The following is a 15665-nucleotide window of genomic DNA, read 5'->3' as shown; positions in this document are numbered from 1 at the left end:
GGAAAATTCCGCCCACAGGGCAGCGGGCGGCACAGTTTGAAAGGCGCTCCGGGGATGGTGGAACGACATCCCCGGAGCGGTCACCTGAAGGGACAAAGAGAGGTGCAGGGGCAGGTCGAATGCCGCCTGCAGGACTTTAGATCAGGTGTCTCGATTGCACGCTTCGCCACCTTCATCGGCGAGGCAGGCATCTTCGCGCATTTCCAGCCACATCGCGTTCAGAACCGCGAACAGAGCGGCGAGCGGGAGGCCGAGAAGCCAGGCAAAATACCACATGTGTTGGTCCTTTCTCTCAGTAGCTCTGAGCGTTGTTGTCGAGGTCTTCCTCGGTGACCTTGCCCCAGAGCACTTTGTAGACCCAGGCGGTATAGGCGAGGATGAGCGGCACGAAGATGATCGCGCAGAGCAGCATCACGAAGAGGGTCAGATGCGAGCTGGAGCTGTCCCAGACGGTAAGCGAGCTGTTCGGGTCGACGGTCGAGGGCAGGATGAAGGGGAACATGGTCAGACCGACCGAGGAAATGATCCCGGTGATCCCCAGTTTCGACCACAGAAGGGTCGAGACTTCCTTGCCTTTGCGCAGGCCCATCACGGCCATGCCGATGCCGACGAACCCCATGATCGGCGCGATGACGATCCAGGGACGTGCCGCATAGGCCGCCATCCAGGAGCCCCCCTTGCTCACCTCGGAGTAGAGCGGATTGGAGGGGCCGTCTTTCACCACCTCACCGAGGATCTGGTAACCGTCGATGCCCATGGCGAGCCAGAGCCCGGCCAGCGCATAGGCGACGGCGGCGACGATCCCGGCCACGGTGCCGATCTTCTGCGCCCGCTGCTGGATGAAGCCTTCGGTCTTGAGACCAAGCCAGGCCGCGCCATGCATCAGAAGCATGGAGAGCGAGACCACACCGGCCAGAAGCGCGAAGGGATTGAGCAGACCCAGCAGCTTCATGATCGCATTGCCTTCGTACATCGGCATCAGCATGTCGGGCGTCAGGTAGAAGGGCACGCCCTGGAGCACATTGCCCACGGCCACGCCGAACACCAGAGCCGGCACGGCACCGCCGACGAACAGGGCCCAGTCCCAGGTGGTCCGCCATTTGGCGCTGTCGCGCTTCGAGCGGTATTTGAAGCCGACGGGACGCAGGATCAGCGCCGCCAGCACCAGGAACATGGCGAGATAGAAGCCCGAGAAGGAAACCGCGTAGAGCGGCGGCCAGGCGGCAAAGATCGCCCCCCCGCCAAGGATGAACCACACCTGGTTGCCTTCCCAGACCGGGCCGATGGTGTTGATCACCACGCGACGTTCCTTGTCGGTCTTGCCGACGAAGGGCAGAAGCGCGCCCACCCCCATGTCGAACCCGTCGGTCAGCGCAAAGCCGATCAGCAGCACGCCCAGCAGCAACCACCAGATCACGCGCAACACTTCGAATGTCATAAATTCATGCAGGATCATGTCAGTTACTCCGCAGGTTCAGCAGCAAAGGGACCTTTGCCATCATGGGTGCGCAGGCGATGCGCATGGCGCTCCATCCAGCTGTCGGTCTCTTCGACATCCATGTAGGGGCCTTTCTTGATGTATTTGAGCATCAAACCCATCTCGACGATGAAGAGCACCGTGTAGAAGATGACAAAGCCCGCCAGCGTGATCAGCAGATCGGTGATCGACAGGTTCGAGGCCGAGAGCGCGGTCGGGAGCACCCCGTCCACGGTCCAGGGCTGACGCCCGAATTCGGCGACGAACCAGCCAAGCTCGGCGGCGATCCACGGCGCCGGGATGATCACCACCCCGAGGCGCAGCGCCCAACGCGGGAAACGCATGCCGCGGAAGGAGGCGCGGTAGAAGAAATACAGCATCACGGCGATGAAGCTGAAGCCGAGACCGACCATGATCCGGAAGGCCCAGAACAGCGGCCCGACGCCCGGAACGGTGTCATCGGCGGCCATGGCGATCTGTTCTTCGGTGGCCTGGCGCGGATCATCGACATAGCGCTTGAGCAAGAGCGCAAAGCCGAGGTTCTCGGAGTTTTCCTCGAAGGTGGCGCGCACCGAAGCCGGCGTTGCGTCACGTTGTTCGCGAATGGTCATCAGCGCATCATAGGCTGTGATCCCGGAGTGGATCCGCTCATTGGCCTCGGCCACGAGCTTGTCGATGCCCGGAATTTCCTGGGTCAGCGAGCGCGTCCCGATCAGCCCCATCACATAGGGGATGTGAATGGCGTAATGGGTTTCGCGGGCGTCCGAATCCGGAATGCCGACGAGGGTGAAGGAGGCCGGAGCGTCCTGCGTTTCCCACATGCCTTCGATGGCGGCGAGTTTCATTTTCTGGGTGTGCGAGGCGGAGTAACCGCTCTCATCGCCCAGAACCACGACGGAAAGCGCCGCCGCGAGACCAAAGGCCGAGGCAATCGCGATCGAACGCCGGGCCAGCTCCGTGTGACGGCCTTTCAGCAGATACCACGACGACACGCCCAGGACGAAGACGGCGGCGGTGACATAGCCGGCCGAAACCGTATGCACGAATTTCGCCTGTGCCACCTCGTTGAACACCACTTCGAAGAAATTGGTCATCTCCATGCGCATGGTGTCGGGGTTGAACTCTGCCCCCACCGGGTGCTGCATCCAGCCATTGGCAATCAGGATCCAGAGCGCGGAGAAGTTCGAGCCGATGGCCACCAGCCAGGCGACCACGAGGTGCGCCACTTTCGACAGCTTGTCCCATCCGAAGAAGAACAGGCCGACAAAGGTCGCTTCCATGAAGAAGGCCATGAGCCCCTCGATGGCCAGTGGCGCACCGAAGATATCGCCCACGTAATGGCTGTAATAGGACCAGTTCATGCCGAACTGGAATTCCATGGTGATGCCGGTGGCCACGCCGAGAACGAAGTTGATCCCGAAAAGCGTGCCCCAGAATTTCGTCATTTGCCGCCAGATCGGGCGGCCGGTCATGACATAGACCGTCTCCATGATCGCCACGATGATCGACAGACCAAGCGTCAGCGGCACGAAGAGGAAATGGTACATGGCTGTCATCGCGAATTGCAGGCGCGACAGCTCAACGAGTCCGAATTCCATTTTCCCTTGCTCCTGTTACGCGGGCAAAAGATATCCCGCAGATGCATGTTTCTAGCCTGGGAATAAAGTGCGCCGCCATCGGTCACTTTGACCCATGTCAATAAATCACATATTTTAAATATAGCATTTATTGACGACTGCGGCCTTCCTAGACCTGCGACATGTCGATTGTACCGCGACATGCCAGCGCGCCCCCGGGAATTTGGGCGTTCTGCCAATCACTTAAACGTGAGTACAGGCCGAAAAGACAGATTGCTGCGGCGGCTGTCAGCCGAGGGTCACGATCTTGTCGGCGGCGCCCTGCTCTTCGGCGCGATGCGCCGCCATCAGAATCACCGCCTGAGGCAGGGCCGCGCGAATCCCCGCGAGCACCCGTTCGGCCGTCGGATGATCGAGCCCTTCGGTCGGCTCATCCAGAAGCAGGACCGACGGCTGTTTGAGAAGCGCACGCGCCAGCACCAGCCGCCGCGTCTCGCCGCCCGAAAGACCGGCGCCGCGCGGCCCGAGCCCGGTCTCGAGCCCGCCCTTGGCGGCGATCACCTCGTCGAGCGCCACCGCCCTGAGCGCGGCATGGAGCGCCGCGTCATCGGCTTCGGGCGCGGCCAGTCGCAGGTTCTCGGCAATGCTGCCCTGAATGAGTGCGGCCCTCTGACCGACGAGGGTCACGGTGCCGGGGGCGAGTTCCGTCACCGGCTGGCCGTTCAGCGTCACCTGCCCTTGCGTCGGGGCGAGCGCGCCGGCAGCCATCAAGAGCACCGTGCTTTTGCCAACGCCCGAGGGGCCTTTCAACGCCACCCATTCGGAGGCGCCGAGGCTCAGATCGAAACCTTCGATCACCGGCTGCGCCCCGTTGCGAGCAAAACCGACCTGATCAAACCGCAGTTGTACAGGGGTCGCGCGGGACAGCTCGGGGTCTGCCCCCTGCCCCTCTTGCAAGGCCCCCTCCGTCAGCGCGATCACACGCCGCGCGGCACCGATCATCCGGCCCATTTCCGCGACCGCCCGACGCAGCGGCGCCACGGTTTCCATCAGCGCCAGCGCGGCGAAGAACCCGATCGCCGCCTGTGCCGGGGTGATCACGCCGGCCTGCGCCAGGTCTCCGCCGATCCACAGCGCCACAGCCGCCGCCAGGGCGGAAATTACCATCAGCGCAGCACCGGCCTGACGTTCGACAAAATCGGTGGCGGTGGCCGCCGCTTGCCGCCGCGCCTCGGCCGAGAGACAGGCCTCGGACTGATCGGGCAATTGACCATAGAGCGCGAGATCCTCGCGGCTGGTCAGCAGATCGATAAAGCGGGTGCGAAAGGCCTGCGCCGCCGCTTCCGCCCGGCGCGAGGGCACACGGGCGCGCCGGATGCCCCACAGCAGCACGGCGAGCGCGCCAAAGGTAAAGATCAGGAAGATCGGCAGGGCGACGCGCCAATCGACCAGCCAGGACAGAAACAGCAGTGCCAAAAGCTGCGTCGCGCCACCGGCGATCAGCGGCAGGAACAGCCGCAGCGGCACGCCGTCCAGCGCATCGACATCGGCGATGATCCGGTTCAGGGCCTGTGCACCCCGGAGCCGGATCAGCCGCTCGTGCGAGCGCTTTGCCAGGCCGCTCAACAGCGTCACCCGCAGTCGTGTCAGAGCGCGGAGCGTGGCGTCATGGGTCAGGATGCGTTCGCCATAGCGTGTGGCCGTGCGGCCAATGGCGAGAAACCGCACCATGGCCGAGGGGCGGAACACGTCGAACACCGCGCCGGTGCCGAGAAGCCCGGCGGCAGAGGCGGCGACGATGAACCAGCCCGACAGGCCGAGAAGCGCCGCGCCCATCATCAGCACCAGCGCCGAGAGCAACAGCCCGCGCCAGAGCGATTTCGCCTCGCCACGCATCATGAGCCGGAAGATATGCCAGAGCTTAGCCATGGGTTGCCTCCTGCGCGTCGCGCCCTGCCGGCGCCACGTCGATCACCCGGTCCATCTTGGCAATGAGCTTGGGATCATGGGTGGCCACGATCAGGGTGGCGCCACGCTCCGCCAGCGCCAGCAGTGCCTCGGTCACCCGTTCCGCCGTCTCGTGATCGAGATCCGCGGTGGGTTCATCGGCCAGCACCACATCGGGGCGCGCGGCCAGCGCGCGGGCCAGCATGACCCGGCGGGCTTCGCCCCCCGAGAGACCACCGCCGGTCTCGCCCAGGATCGTGAGATCGCCCTTGGGCAGGGATTTGAGAACGCCCTCAAGCGCGGTCTCAGACAACAGATCGGGGCTGAGCGGCGCCCCAAAGGCGATATTATGGCGCAGCGAGCGGGCCAGAAACATCGGCGCCTGCGGCATCCAGCCGAGACGCGCCCGCCAGCCGTCGGCAGTCTCGTCGCTGAGCGGCTGACCCGCCACCATGATCGTCCCCGCCGCGGGTCGGTCCAGCCCGGCGATCAGGCGCAAAAGCGTGGTCTTGCCCGCCCCCGAGGGGCCGGAAAGGGCGACGCGCTGGCCCGGCGCGATCTCGGCATCGGGGTAGATGATCTTGCGCCCACCGCGCCGAACCGCCACACCGCTGAGCCGGACCGTGGCCGGACCGGAAAGCGGCGCGCGCTTGGCGCCAGTGCCGAGCAGCGTTTCGGCCTCATGGTCCTGCCATTTGGCCAGCTCGCCGGCGACCGCCAGAGCGGCGGCCTTGTCATGCCAGGCGGCGGAAAGATCGCGCAGCGGCTGGAAATAATCGGGCGCCAGCAGCAAGAGGAAAATCCCGGCCCAAGGCGTGATGCCACCGCCCCAGGCGCCCCAACTCAGCTCGCCCAGAAGCGAAAACCCGACCCAGACCGCCACCATCGCGACGCCCAGCGCGGCAAAAAGCTCCAGCACCGTGGAAGAGAGAAAAGCGATGCGCAGCACCGCCATGGTGCGGCTGCGTAGATCGTCGGCGGAACGATCGAACCGCTCGATCAGCCGCGGTGCGGCGCCCAGAAGCCGGATATCGGCCAGCGCCGCCAGACGGTCGACCAGCAGATCGCCAAGCGAGCCGATTTCCTGCATCTGGCGTTCGGAGGCTTCCTTGGCGGCATAGCCGACCAGCGCCATAAACACAGGGATCAGCGGACCGGCGATGACGAAGACCAGCCCCACGGCCCAGCTCTGCCAGAAGGCCAGCGCGAGAATGGCGAAGGGCACGGTCATCACCCGTTTCTGCGCCGGAGTGTAGCGGGTGATATAGGGCAGGAGCGCGTCGAGCTTTTCGCCCGCCAGCGCCGCCAGCGCCCCCGGCCCGCCCAGCGCAGAGGTGCCCAAGTTTTGCCCCTCGCGGGCGAGGATCTCCTGCCGCATCTGGGTGACGATCGCCTGACCGGCGCGAAACAGCAGCCCTTCGGCGAGATAGTTCAGAATGAGACGCAGCGCGGCAAAGCCGAGAAAGCTCAGAACGCCTGTGCCCACGCGCACGCCGCCCTCGCCGAGAAGCAGGTGCGAGAACGTGGCGGCGACGAGAGCGGCCTGCGGCAACCACAGAAAGCCCGACAGGGCGGAGAGCCAGGAGGCCAGGCCGATCGCAGATTTCTCCCGCGCCAAAAGCGCAGAGAGCATCCGTCGCTCCGGAGCGATGGCTCTGTCTTTTTTCCGTTTTGTCATATGCGCGTGATCCGGGCGGAGCTTTATTGTCTTGCCCTTTGCTGACATGTCCGGGGCTGAAGTGCAATCGATCATGGCGCTCTGGGGGTGGGTCTGCGTCGGGGTGTCTCACCCTTTGACCGCTCAGATGCCGACTCAGATCGGGCTTCAATCCGGCTTTCGCCCCTCCCCTGTCATGAAAGTTTCATTTGCCAGACTCATTTATTTCCATTATTCGCGAATTGTCGAATTAATTGAATCCACATGATGGAGTCTCCCATGGCTTTTGACAGTGACACCGCGCCTCAGGCCTTTGCCGCCCTCGGACATGCCGGACGGCTGTCCGTGTTTCGCCTGCTGATGCGCTTCGCGCCGCGTCCGGTGCGCCCGACCGAGATCGCCGAGGCACTCCATCTGAAAGCCAACACGCTTTCGGGCTACCTGTCCGACCTGATGGACGCCGGGCTGGTGAGCAGCACCCGCGACGGGCGGTCGCTCTATTACAAGGTCGACATGAAAAGCTGTGAGGGGCTCGTGGGCTATCTGGTCAACGATTGCTGTCGCGGTCGCCCGGATGTCTGCCTGCCCTTCGAGAGCACGGAGCCCGAGCGCGCCCGGCCCTATCGGGTGCTGTTTCTTTGTTCCGGCAATTCGGCACGTTCGATCATGGCCGAGGCGCTTCTGCGCGATCTGGGCGACGGCCGGTTCACGGCCTATTCCGCCGGCACCACCCCCAGCGGCGCGATCAATCCGCAGACCCTCGATCTGCTGGCGCGCAATGGTCATGAGACCGTTGGCATGCACTCCAAGGATATCTCGGAATTTCAGGGCGAAGGCGCCCCGGATTTCGATTTCGTCTTCACCGTCTGCGACACGGCGGCGAGCGAAGACTGCGCGCCCTGGGTGGGTCAGCCTCTCTCGGCCCATTGGGGCCTGCCCGACCCGGTGAAAGCGGAGGGCACGGAGGCCGAACGGGCCCTGGCCTTTGCCAAGACCTATGAGGCGCTGCGCCGCCGGATCGAGGCCTTCACCGCACTGCCGATCGAACGTCTCGACCGGCTGTCGCTGCAATCCGAAATCGACACGCTCTCAACGCTGTAAATTCCATTCCCATAGGACATCCCCATGCCCAAAATCGCGCTCAATGGCCTCGGCCGCATCGGCAAGCTTGCCCTCAGAGACCTGTTCGACCGGGGGCTCGGCGAACATATCGTCCTGCTCAACGATCTGGCCGGCGATCCGGAACAGCATGCGCTCTTGCTGGAATTCGACTCGGTGCACGGGCATTGGGATGGCGAGATTTCCCATGACGCCGACAGTCTCACGGTGAATGGCACGCATATGATGCTGACCCGCAAGGCGAAGATCGAGGATCTGCCGCTCTCGGAACTGGGCGTCGATCTGGTGATCGACTGCACCGGCTATTTCAAGACCAAGGAGCGCATCGCGCCCTATTACGCGGCCGGGGTGAAAAAGGTCGTGGTCTCGGCCCCGGTGAAAGAAGAAGGCGCGCTCAATCTGGTCTACGGGGTGAACAGCGATCTTTACGATCCGGCCACGCACGATCTGGTGACGGCGGCCTCCTGTACCACCAACTGTCTCGCGCCGGTGGTCAAGGTGATCCACGAAGCTCTCGGCATCAAACACGGCTCGATCACCACGATCCATGACGTGACCAACACCCAGACCATCGTCGACCGTCCGGCCAAGGACATGCGCCGGGCCCGCGCCGCGTCGATGAACCTCATTCCGACCACGACGGGGTCTGCCACGGCGATCACGCTGATCTACCCGGAACTGAAGGGCCGTCTCAATGGCCATGCGGTGCGGGTGCCGCTGTTGAACGCCTCGATCACCGATTGCGTCTTTGAAGTGGAGCGCGAAACCACGGCGGACGAGGTCAACGCGCTCTTTCAAGCCGCTTCCGAAGGTGACCTCGACGGCATTCTCGGCTATGAGACCCGGCCCCTGGTGTCGACCGACTATGTCAACGACAGCCGCAGCTCCATCGTCGATGCGCAATCGACCATGGTGATCAACGGCACGCAGGTGAAGATCTACGCCTGGTATGACAATGAATGGGGCTATGCCTGCCGTCTGGCGGATATCGCCCGCATGGTCGCGGGGTCCATGTGATGCCATCGACAGCGCCGGCAGATCAGGCCCACAATCCGATGCGCGCCTATATGGCGGTGACGGCGGCCTATTGGGCCTTCATGCTCTGCGATGGCGGGCTGCGGATGCTGGTGCTGCTGCATTTCAACGGGCTGGGGTTTTCACCGATCCAGCTCGCCTACCTGTTCCTGTTCTATGAGATCGCCGGCGTGGTCACCAACCTCTCGGCAGGCTGGCTGGCAGCGCGCTTCGGCCTGACTTCGACGCTTTACGCCGGCTTGCTGATCCAGATCGGCGCGCTGGCCGCCTTGGCCGGGCTCGATCCGGCCTGGTCTGTACCGGCCTCCGTGCTCTATGTCATGGCGGTCCAGGGCGCTTCTGGTGTGGCCAAGGATCTGGCCAAGATGTCATCGAAATCGGCGGTCAAGATCCTCGCACCCAAGGGCGACGGCAGCCTGTTCAAATGGGTCGCCGTGCTCACCGGGTCGAAAAACGCGGTGAAGGGTTTCGGCTTTTTCCTCGGTGCGGCGCTTCTGGCGCTCGCAGGGTTCAAGGCGGCGGTCTGGGGCATGGCCATCGCCCTTGCCGCGATCCTCGTCGCGGTCGCGATTTTCATGCCGAAAGGCCTGCCGACCGGCAAGAAGGGCACGAAGATCTCCGCGATCTGGTCGAAGGACCGCCGGATCAACCAATTGTCGCTGGCCCGCATGTTCCTGTTCGGCGCCCGTGACGTGTGGTTCGTGGTCGGCATCCCGATCTATTTCAAGGCGATCTTCTCCGACGGCACGCCCGAGGGCGCGCGACAGGCGTTTTTCATCGTCGGTGCCTTCATGGCGCTCTGGATCATTGGCTACGGTTTCGTTCAGGGTATCGCGCCACGGTTTCTCAGGGGCGCAGCGGGCGATGAGTCCGCCGGTGCACAGATGGCGGTGCGCTGGGTGGGCCTGCTGACCCCGATCCCCTTTGTGCTTGCCGCGCTGGCGCTGATCGCCGGGGCACCGGTGCTCTGGCTGACACTGGCGCTGGTGGCCGGGCTGTTGCTCTTCGGCTTTGTCTTTGCCGTCAACTCCTCGGTGCATTCCTACCTGATCCTCGCCTTCTCGGGCGACGAGCGGGTGACGATGGATGTCGGCTTCTACTACATGGCCAATGCGGCAGGGCGGCTTCTGGGCACGCTTCTGTCGGGCCTGTCCTATCAGGCGGGGGGCTTGCCGCTCTGCCTCGCGACGGCGGGTGTGATGGCGGGGCTGAGCTTCCTCTCGGCCCGCAGATTGCAGAGCTGAGCCGCGCAAGCAGCGGTGGTATTCCTGACCAAAAGGTCTGATTTTACGGGAGAATTCGCGCAATTCTTTGCAACATCCGCAACATCCCCGGAACGTTGCATAGTCTCCTTGCGGGTTTGCAAAGAACATTCTCCCGGACTCGCCCCTGTCCCAAAAAAGGGGTTTACCGCAAGGCAGCGGCATGGCTATCACTCGGCGTCATAACCAATGAACGCCGGTCAATCCGGCATCCCCTGCACAGAGGACACTCTGATATGACCACGCGCGACATCGTTCTTATCGCCCTTTTCGCCGCCCTGACCGCCGTCATGGCGGTATTTCCGCCGGTGACCCTGCCGCTTCTGCCGGTGCCGATCACCGCACAATCTCTCGGCATCATGCTCGCCGGTGGCATCCTTGGCGCCAAGCGTGGCGCGCTGTCGATCATTCTGCTTCTGGTGCTCGTCGCCATCGGCCTGCCGCTCCTGTCGGGCGGGCGCGGCGGTCTCTCGGTCTTCTTCGGCCCGACCGCAGGTTTCCTCGCCGGCTGGGTCGCCGCCGCTTTCACCATCGGCTGGATGACCGAGAAGTTCTGGGACGGGCTGTCCTTTGTCTCTGCCACGCTGATTTGTGTCGCCGGCGGCATCGTCGTGATGTATGCATTGGGCATCCCGGGCATTTCGCTGATGGCGGACGTGCCGCTCTCGAAAGCTTTCATGGGCTCCGTCACCTTCATCCCCGGCGACATCGTCAAGGCGCTGATCGCGGCCGCCGTGATGGTCACGGTGAAGAAATCCTACCCGATCATCGGTCAGGCCGCCTGAGGCCTGCACGAAGGACACCAAGACTATGATTTTCGACAGGGTTTGCGTCACCAAAGGCAGTCGCCGGATCCTGTCGGAGATCAGCCTCAGCCTCACCGAGAAACGGATCGGCGTGATCGGTGAGAACGGCTCCGGCAAGAGCACTTTCCTGCGGCTGTTCAACGGCCTGCAAAAACCGACCTCCGGCACGATCCGGGCCGAAGGCTGGGGGGACGATCTGCGCCGCCATGTCGGTTTCGTGTTCCAGAACCCGGACAATCAGATCGTCTATCCGATGGTCGAGGAAGATCTGGCCTTTGGCCTCAAGTCCCGCAAGCTCTCGAAAGCCGAAATCCAGACCCGGATCGACGAGGTTCTGGAGACCCTGTCGATCGCCCATCTGCGCGCCCGCCTGACGCATCAGCTCTCGGGCGGCGAGAAGCAGATGGTGGCGCTGGCGGGCGTGCTGGTCACCCGGCCCGATCTCATCGTGTTCGACGAGCCGACCACGCTGTTGGACCTGCCCAACAAGCTGCGCTTCATGGATATGCTCGCCGCCCTGCCCCAGCCCGCCGTCATGGTCTCCCATGATCTTGAGCTGCTGATGGGGTTCGACCGCATCCTGCATATCGAGGGCGGGACGGTCTTTGCCGATGGTACGCCATCCGAGGTGATCCCGGCCTATCGGGACCGCTGTCTCGCCCGGGCAAAGGGCTGAGCCGATGCTGAGCGATCTCTATATTCCCGGCGCGAGTGCATTGCACCGGATGCGCCCGGCCTGGAAGCTCGCGCTGTTGTTTCTCTATTGCACGGCCCTGTTCGTGGTGTCGCATTCGCTGATGCTCGGGCTTGGGCTGTTGCTCATCGCGCTTGGCTACGGCATCGCCGGGTTGCGCCCGCGCCATGCTTTCGATGCCGTCCGCCCGGCGCTCTATGTGCTCGTGATCATCTTTGCGGCCCAGCTCTGGCTCGAAGATCTCGCCATGGCCGCATTCGTCACGCTGCGTCTCATCGCGCTTTTGATGGCCGCCGCTCTGGTGACCTATACGACCAAGGCAAGCGAGTTCACCGACGGCATTCTGGCGCTCCTGTCCCGTGCCCCCAAATGGCTGCCGAAGGACAAGATCGCGCTGGCGATCTCGCTGGTGTGGCGCTTCATCCCGATGATCCGCGATCAGTTCGAAGAGGTGCGCGAGGCCCAGCGCGCCCGCGGCATCGAACGCAGCCTTTTGGCCCTCGTCGCCCCGCTGGTGGTGCGCGTGCTCAAATCCGCCGACGAGATCGCCGAAGCGATCGAGGCCAGATCCCTGGACTGAGCGCTCGCCGCGTCACAACACCCGGCGCAGCCCCGATTGCACGTTCAACAGGCGCGGCAGGTAGATCGGCACCAATGCCTCCACCTTGTCCTGTGTCGCGGCCATGCCGGTGTTGAGCGCGGCCACCACCGCACCGCGCCCGTCCACCAGCGGCACGGCGATGGAGCGCAGACCGATTTCCACCTCCTGATCGATGATCGCATAGCCCTGGCTGCGCACCTCTTCGAGGCGTTTCATCACCTCGTCCGGCTCGGTGACGCTGAACCGGGTGCGCGGCGAGAGATCCGAGGCCTCGACAATGGCCCGCGCCTCGTCCTCGGGCAGCGCCGCCAAGAGGACCCGCCCCATCGAGGTGCAATGCGCCGGCAGGCGCGAGCCGGGCATCAGCCCGATCGACATGACGCGTTTCTGCGCCGCACGGGCGAGATAGACGATCTCGGTGCCGTCGAGAATGGACACGGAACAGCTCTGGCCGATCTGTTCGGTGAGCTGGTCGAGCCAGGGCTGAACGATCTGTGGCAGCGGCAGGGACGAGATCGCCCCCATGCCGAGCCGCAGCGTGCGCGGTGTCAGAGTGAAGAATTTGCCATCGTAATCGGCATAGCCCTCGGCATGCAGCGTCAACAGACAGCGCCGCGCGGTGGCGCGGTCGAGCCCGGTCATTTTCGAGACATCGGTGATCGAGAGCTTCGGGGTTTTCGCCCCGAAACATTCGAGCACCCGCAGCCCTTTCGCCAGAGAGGAGATCGTATCAGAAGATTTGTTCGTCATGCGCACGAGATTTGTCGAGATCCGAACAAATGTCAACATGCGCACAAAACACCTTCGCCTCTCCGGTCCTGAGGTCTACATCAGGAGCAATCATAAGGAGAGACTCATGGATAAAACCATCTCTACCGTGGCCGAGGCGGTCGCGGAGATCCCCGATGGCGCACAGGTCATGATCGGTGGCTTTGGCGGCTCCGGCGCGCCGATCGAACTCATTCACGCGCTCATTGACCGGTTCCGCGCCACCGGCAGCCCGAAGAACATCACCGTGATCAACAACAATGCCGGCAATGGCTATATCGGCATCGCCGCGATGATCAAGGCGGGCATGGTCAAGAAGATGATCTGTTCCTTCCCGCGGTCCTCGAATGCCGAAGCCTTCAACGAGAAATTCCTCGCCGGCGAGATCGAGCTCGAGCTGGTGCCGCAGGGCACGCTGGCCGAGCGCATCCGCGCCCGTGGCGCCGGCATCCCGGCGTTTTACACACCAACGTCCTTCGGCACCGAACTTGCGGAGGGCAAGCCGACCGAGGAATTCGATGGAAAGATGTATGTGCGTGAAAGCTGGCTCAAGGCCGATTACGCGCTGATCAAGGGCCAGATGGGCGACACGGTCGGCAACATGACCTATCGCATGGCGGGCCGGAACTTCAATCCGCTGATGGCCATGGCCGCCACCAAGACCATCGCGCAAGTGTCCGAGCTGGGCGCACCGGGCAGCATTGATCCGCAACAGGTGATCACCCCCGGCATTTTCGTCGACGCGATCGTCGAAGTCTCTGAACCGCAACAAGAAGAAGTGCTGGTGCGCACGGGAGTGGTCTACTGATGTCCGATTTCAACATTCTCGAAGATCAGCTCTCCAACGCCCAGATCGCCTGGCGCGCCGCGCAGGATATCGAAGACGGCTCTTATGTGAACCTCGGTATCGGCTTTCCCGAGATGATCGCCAAGTTCCAACCCGAGGGCCGCGATGTTACCTATCACACCGAAAATGGTGTGCTGGGCTTCGGCAAGGCGCCTGCCGAGGGCGAAGAGGACTGGGATCTGATCAACGCCGGGAAAAAGGCGATCACGCTCAACCCGGGCGCGTCGTTCTTTCACCATGCCGACAGTTTTTCCATGGTCCGCGGCGGGCATCTCGATCTCGCCGTGCTGGGCGCCTATCAGATCGCGCAAAACGGCGATCTGGCGAACTGGCGCGTGGGCTCCAAAGGTGTCCCAGCCGTGGGCGGCGCAATGGATCTGGTGCATGGCGCCAAACGCGTCGCCGTGGTCACCGATCACGTCACCAAGAAAGGCCAGCCGAAACTGGTCGAAACCTGCACCTTCCCTTTGACCGGCGTCGGCTGTGTGACCCGTGTCTACACATCGCTCGCGGTGATCGACATCGAAGGCGGCAAATTCATTCTGCGCGAAAAACTGCCGCAGATTTCCATGGAAGAACTGCAAGCGGTGACGGGCGCGACGCTCCACACCGACGGCGACGTTCTTGACCTGATTGTTCCGCAAGATTTGTAAGGAGGACCTGTGATGACCGACGTCTATATCTGCGACTATATCCGCACCCCCGTGGGCCGTTACGGCGGCGCACTGTCTTCCGTCCGGGCCGATGATCTCGGCGCGATCCCGTTGAAAGCTCTGGCGGAGCGCAACCCGTCGATGGATCTCGCGGCGATCGATGACGTGATCTTTGGCTGTGCCAACCAGGCCGGCGAAGACAACCGCAACGTCGCGCGCATGTCGCTGCTGCTGGCGGGCTATCCAGAGACCGTGTCGGGCACGACGATGAACCGGCTCTGCGGCTCAGGCATGGATGCCATCATCGCCGGCGCCCGCGCGATCAAGGCCGGTGAAGCCGATCTGATCGTCGCCGGTGGCGTCGAGAGCATGTCCCGCGCCCCCTTCGTGATGCCGAAGGCGGAAACCGCCTTCACCCGTACCAATGCCATCTATGACACCACGATTGGCTGGCGCTTCGTCAACAAGCTGATGAAAGCGCAATACGGCGTCGATTCCATGCCGGAGACCGCCGAGAACGTCGCGGAGGATTTCAACATCTCGCGCGAGGATCAGGACCTGTTTGCCCTGCGCTCGCAACAAAAGGCGGGCGCGGCGATGGAGAACGGTCGTCTGGCGAAAGAAATCACCCCGGTGACCATTCCGCAGCGCAAGGGCGATCCCATCGTGGTCTCCGAGGATGAGCACCCGCGCCCGTCCACGACCATCGAGGCCCTGGCCAAGCTCAAGACCTTCGTCAAGGCAGATGGCACGATCACCGCGGGTAATTCCTCGGGCGTCAACGATGGCGCCGCGGCGCTGATCCTTGCCTCCAAGGAAGCCGCCGAAAAGCACGGGCTCACCCCGATTGCCAAGGTGCTGGGCGGGGCCGCCGCCGGTGTCGCGCCACGGATCATGGGCTTTGGACCGGCGCCCGCCTCGAAGAAACTGATGGCACGTCTGGGTCTCAAACAGGAAGACTTCACGGTGATCGAACTGAATGAGGCCTTCGCCTCGCAAGGCCTCGCGACGCTGCGCGATCTCGGCATTGCCGATGACGACCCGCGTGTGAACCCGAACGGTGGCGCGATCTCGATCGGTCACCCGCTGGGCATGTCCGGCGCCCGGATCACCGGCACGGCGATGTTGGAGCTGAAACCCGGTGAAAAGTCGCTCTCGACCATGTGCATCGGCGTCGGTCAGGGCATCGCGATTGCCCTCGAAGCGGTGTAACGCGCACTCC

15 protein-coding genes are annotated in these 15665 nt (G+C 63.5%); 9 read left to right on the top strand and 6 right to left on the bottom strand.

Going from position 1 to position 15665, the window contains the following annotated elements:
• Window positions 1-141: 141 nt before the first annotated feature.
• From cydX to cydD, 5 genes are all read right to left on the bottom strand, one after another.
• Complete coding sequence (cydX, locus tag BM151_RS18290) at window positions 142-276, bottom strand: cytochrome bd-I oxidase subunit CydX (protein ID WP_090062193.1); 135 nt, start codon at window positions 274-276, stop codon at window positions 142-144.
• Window positions 277-292: 16 nt separating this feature from the next.
• Window positions 293-1456, bottom strand: coding sequence for a cytochrome d ubiquinol oxidase subunit II (gene cydB, locus BM151_RS18285; protein ID WP_090062192.1), 1164 nt, complete (start codon window positions 1454-1456; stop codon window positions 293-295).
• A gap of 5 nt (window positions 1457-1461) precedes the next feature.
• Window positions 1462-3075 carry a cytochrome ubiquinol oxidase subunit I gene (locus tag BM151_RS18280; protein ID WP_090062191.1) on the bottom strand — a complete coding sequence of 538 codons (1614 nt, stop codon included), beginning with the start codon at window positions 3073-3075 and terminating at the stop codon, window positions 1462-1464.
• 267 nt (window positions 3076-3342) lie between these two features.
• Complete coding sequence (gene cydC / locus BM151_RS18275) at window positions 3343-4983, bottom strand: thiol reductant ABC exporter subunit CydC (RefSeq protein WP_090062190.1); 1641 nt, start codon at window positions 4981-4983, stop codon at window positions 3343-3345.
• Window positions 4976-6679 (bottom strand): thiol reductant ABC exporter subunit CydD, encoded by a 1704-nt coding sequence (gene cydD / locus BM151_RS18270; RefSeq protein WP_245781255.1) that lies wholly within the window; start codon window positions 6677-6679, stop codon window positions 4976-4978. The genes cydC and cydD overlap by 8 nt, the downstream gene beginning before the upstream one ends.
• A 258-nt stretch (window positions 6680-6937) precedes the next feature.
• Between cydD and BM151_RS18265 the strand changes: the two genes are divergently transcribed.
• From BM151_RS18265 to BM151_RS18240, 6 genes are all read left to right on the top strand, one after another.
• Entirely contained in the window at window positions 6938-7759 is an 822-nt protein-coding gene (locus tag BM151_RS18265) for an arsenate reductase/protein-tyrosine-phosphatase family protein (protein WP_090062189.1), read from the top strand.
• Window positions 7760-7783: 24 nt separating this feature from the next.
• Entirely contained in the window at window positions 7784-8794 is a 1011-nt protein-coding gene (locus BM151_RS18260) for an ArsJ-associated glyceraldehyde-3-phosphate dehydrogenase (RefSeq protein WP_090062188.1), read from the top strand.
• Window positions 8794-10056 (top strand): organoarsenical effux MFS transporter ArsJ, encoded by a 1263-nt coding sequence (arsJ, locus tag BM151_RS18255; RefSeq protein WP_177213213.1) that lies wholly within the window; start codon window positions 8794-8796, stop codon window positions 10054-10056. Before BM151_RS18260 ends, arsJ begins: the two co-directional genes overlap by 1 nt.
• A gap of 254 nt (window positions 10057-10310) precedes the next feature.
• Entirely contained in the window at window positions 10311-10859 is a 549-nt protein-coding gene (locus BM151_RS18250) for a biotin transporter BioY (RefSeq protein ID WP_090062186.1), read from the top strand.
• 25 nt (window positions 10860-10884) lie between these two features.
• A complete protein-coding gene (locus BM151_RS18245; RefSeq protein ID WP_090062185.1) occupies window positions 10885-11556 on the top strand; it encodes an energy-coupling factor ABC transporter ATP-binding protein in 672 nt (223 codons plus the stop codon).
• A 4-nt stretch (window positions 11557-11560) separates the two neighbouring features.
• Window positions 11561-12154: an energy-coupling factor transporter transmembrane component T family protein gene (locus BM151_RS18240; protein ID WP_090062184.1), complete on the top strand. Its 594-nt coding sequence runs from the start codon at window positions 11561-11563 to the stop codon at window positions 12152-12154.
• A 12-nt stretch (window positions 12155-12166) separates the two neighbouring features.
• On the opposite strand, the gene BM151_RS18235 is transcribed toward BM151_RS18240, so the two are convergent.
• A complete protein-coding gene (locus tag BM151_RS18235; RefSeq protein WP_090062427.1) occupies window positions 12167-12925 on the bottom strand; it encodes an IclR family transcriptional regulator domain-containing protein in 759 nt (252 codons plus the stop codon).
• A gap of 106 nt (window positions 12926-13031) precedes the next feature.
• Here BM151_RS18235 and BM151_RS18230 point away from each other — a divergent pair, with 106 nt between their 5' ends.
• The 3 genes from BM151_RS18230 to pcaF are packed head-to-tail and all read left to right on the top strand — an operon-like array spanning window position 13032 to window position 15655.
• Window positions 13032-13751: a 3-oxoacid CoA-transferase subunit A gene (locus tag BM151_RS18230; RefSeq protein WP_090062183.1), complete on the top strand. Its 720-nt coding sequence runs from the start codon at window positions 13032-13034 to the stop codon at window positions 13749-13751.
• Entirely contained in the window at window positions 13751-14443 is a 693-nt protein-coding gene (locus tag BM151_RS18225; protein WP_177213212.1) for a 3-oxoacid CoA-transferase subunit B, read from the top strand. The genes BM151_RS18230 and BM151_RS18225 overlap by 1 nt, the downstream gene beginning before the upstream one ends.
• Before the next feature lie 12 nt (window positions 14444-14455).
• Window positions 14456-15655 carry a 3-oxoadipyl-CoA thiolase gene (gene pcaF, locus BM151_RS18220; RefSeq protein WP_090062181.1) on the top strand — a complete coding sequence of 400 codons (1200 nt, stop codon included), beginning with the start codon at window positions 14456-14458 and terminating at the stop codon, window positions 15653-15655.
• Window positions 15656-15665: the final 10 nt, after the last annotated feature.

Origin of the sequence: Celeribacter neptunius (assembly GCF_900113955.1) — a bacterium.
GTDB lineage: Bacteria > Pseudomonadota > Alphaproteobacteria > Rhodobacterales > Rhodobacteraceae > Celeribacter > Celeribacter neptunius.
Note: the sequence above shows the minus strand (reverse complement) of the source record. Positions and strands in the feature narration are given on the sequence as shown.